The 2,713-nt window shown below is 48.5% G+C and carries 2 protein-coding genes; one reads left to right on the top strand and one right to left on the bottom strand.

The features are described 5' to 3' along the window. Window positions 1-2,139: bifunctional (p)ppGpp synthetase/guanosine-3',5'-bis(diphosphate) 3'-pyrophosphohydrolase (locus B7Y67_RS14735; RefSeq protein WP_293599287.1), on the top strand; the 2,139-nt coding region annotated here is incomplete at its 5' end. Window positions 2,140-2,151: 12 nt separating this feature from the next. Here the strand turns inward: B7Y67_RS14735 and greB are convergent. Then, window positions 2,152-2,652 (bottom strand): transcription elongation factor GreB, encoded by a 501-nt coding sequence (greB, locus tag B7Y67_RS14740; protein WP_215387625.1) that lies wholly within the window; start codon window positions 2,650-2,652, stop codon window positions 2,152-2,154. Window positions 2,653-2,713: the final 61 nt, after the last annotated feature.

Consider the following 2,713-nt stretch of genomic DNA (forward strand, 5'->3'; position numbering starts at 1 on the left):
CTCAAGCCTGAAGAGGTTACGCTCATTAAGCAAGCATTTCATTTTGCAGATGCGGCTCATCTCGGGCAGTATCGTCACAGTGGCGAACCTTACATTACCCATCCTGTATCCGTTGCTGAATTGTGTGCCACCTGGCATTTAGATGCTTCCTCCATCATGGCGGCTTTGCTGCATGATGTAATTGAAGATACGGGATGTACTCAAGCTGATCTAGTTGGAAAGTTTGGCAGCAAAGTAGCCGAGCTTGTCGAAGGTTTGACCAAGCTGGATAAATTGGAGTTCCAAAGTCATGCTGAAGCGCAAGCAGAAAGCTTTCGCAAGATGTTTATGGCAATGGCCCGTGATGTGCGAGTCATTCTGGTCAAGCTAGCTGATCGCACACACAATATGCGTACGCTTGATGCTGTACCGATGGAAAAGCGTCGCAGGGTAGCTACCGAGACCATTGAGATCTATGCTCCGATTGCCCATCGCTTAGGCCTCAATATTATTTACCGCGACTTGCAGGACTTGAGTTTCCGTTATTCGATGCCTATGCGCTTTAGGGTAATCGAAGATGCAGTGAAGCGGGCGCGTGGCAATCGCAAAGAGATGGTAGAAAAGATTTTGCAGAACGCCCGTATGGCTTTTGCAAAAGTGAATCTCGAAGTTGATCTACAAGGCCGAGAAAAAACCCTCTTCAGTATTTACAACAAAATGCGAAGCAAGCATCTGAGCTTTTCTCAAGTGCTCGATGTCTATGCCTTTAGGGTTACTGTGCACTCGATTGATGAGTGCTATCGTGCTCTCGGAATTTTGCATGCTCTCTATAAGCCAATGCCTGGCAAGTTTAAGGACTACATTGCGATTCCTAAGCTCAACGGCTATCAGTCCTTGCACACAACCCTCTTAGGGCCATCGGGTGTGCCGGTTGAGTTTCAGATACGTACTGGCGATATGCATGCGGTCGCTGAGGCTGGTGTTGCTGCGCACTGGGCATATAAGGATGGCGGACCGGATATGAGCGAGGTACAAAACCGGGCTCATCAATGGCTGCAATCCTTGATTGATATTCAGGACAGTAGTGGGGATTCACAAGAATTCTTAGAACACGTCAAAATTGATTTGTTCCCCGACGCAGTGTATGTTTTTACTCCAAAGGGTCAGATTAGAGCCTTGCCACGTGGCGCTACCGCCTTAGACTTTGCTTATTCAATTCATAGTGATGTGGGCAACACTTGTGTTGCAGTCAAAATTAATGGCATGCAATTACCGCTACGTAGTGAGTTAAAGAATAGCGATATTGTTGAAGTGGTGACATCGGCCAACTCCCAGCCAAATCCGGGCTGGTTGGCATTTGTTAGGACAGGCAAAGCTCGCGCCTCTATTCGTCACTCACTAAAGACCAAGCACTACGCCGAGTCTTTACAGTTGGGCGAGCGCCTCTTGGCGCATGCTTTGCGTCAACAAGGGGTGGATGCCGGCCTCTTATCTCCAGAGATCTGGGAAAAGTTATTGCACTGGACTGGTGATAAAACGCGCGAAGAGGCCTGTGTCAACATTGCTTTGGGTCGCAGATCCCCGCAAGAGTTAGCTATTCGATTGAAGATCTTGATTGATGACGAGGGTGGTTCAGAGCAAATGCGCTTGGGCGCGGCAGATTGGGTTACTCCTCATCAGGAAATTGCCTCACATCACCATCAGCGTCAGGCTATTTTGGTCGATGGTCGCGAAGGAAATTCGATAAGCTTTCAAACCTGTTGCCATCCGATCCCAGGCGACAACATTATTGGCTATCTCGGAAAGGGTGAAGGTTTACAGGTACACACTAATGACTGTCCAGTAGCCCTCAAAATGCTTTCGAAGGATAGCGACAAGTGGGTAGAGGTCGAGTGGGGCAAAGAGGTTAACCGAGAATTTGAGGTTGATCTTGCAATCGATACCCGCCAAGGAAAGGGTGTTCTGGCTAGAGTGGCTAGTAGTGTGACTGCTGCGGACTCCAACATCATGAACGTATCTATGGATGACCGATATAAAGAAGATGCCGTTACGATTCGATTCACAATACAAGTATCAGATCGTTTACACCTTTCCAAGGTCATGCGTAGCCTGCGCACCAATCATGATGTGATGCGCGTGACTCGAGTTCGGGCTAGCTAATTTATTTACCTACTATTGGTACTGAACATCTAGGATTTCAATTTCACTAGGGCCCGATGGCGTCTGAATTTTGACGCAATCACCTACGCGTGCTTTGATCAGAGCCTTCGCAATCGGGGAGACCCAACTGACGTGACCAAGCTCTAAATCAACCTCATCAACGCCCACAATAGTGATAGTCGTCTCCTTGCCTGCATCGACACCCTCTAGGCTTGCATAAGTCACAGTGGCCCCAAAAAAAACCTGCTCAGCATCTGCGTCACCCGATTTTCGGGCTTGGTTATCGACTACTACAGCAAATTCTAGGCGCTGGTTCAGGAAGCGAATCCGTCGATCTATCTCTCGAAGTCGCTTTTTTCCGTAGATATAGTCGCCATTTTCAGAGCGGTCGCCATTGGATGCGGCCCAGTGAACAACCTTGACAACCTCAGGCCGATCAAGGTCCAGGAGCTGTAAAAGCTCGCTTTTGATGCGTTCATGACCAGCGGGTGTGATGTAGTTCTTCTCTTCCATGGCATAATTATGGCTGTTGCGGCTGTAGCTCAGCTGGATAGAGTACTTGGCTACGAACCAA

Source organism: Polynucleobacter sp. 35-46-11, assembly GCF_002281105.1.

What these genes read in the sequence shown, in the direction of transcription:
- greB (WP_215387625.1), bottom strand. Translation starts at nt 2,652, where the DNA reads ATGGAAGAGAAGAACTACATCACACCCGCTGGTCATGAACGCATCAAA.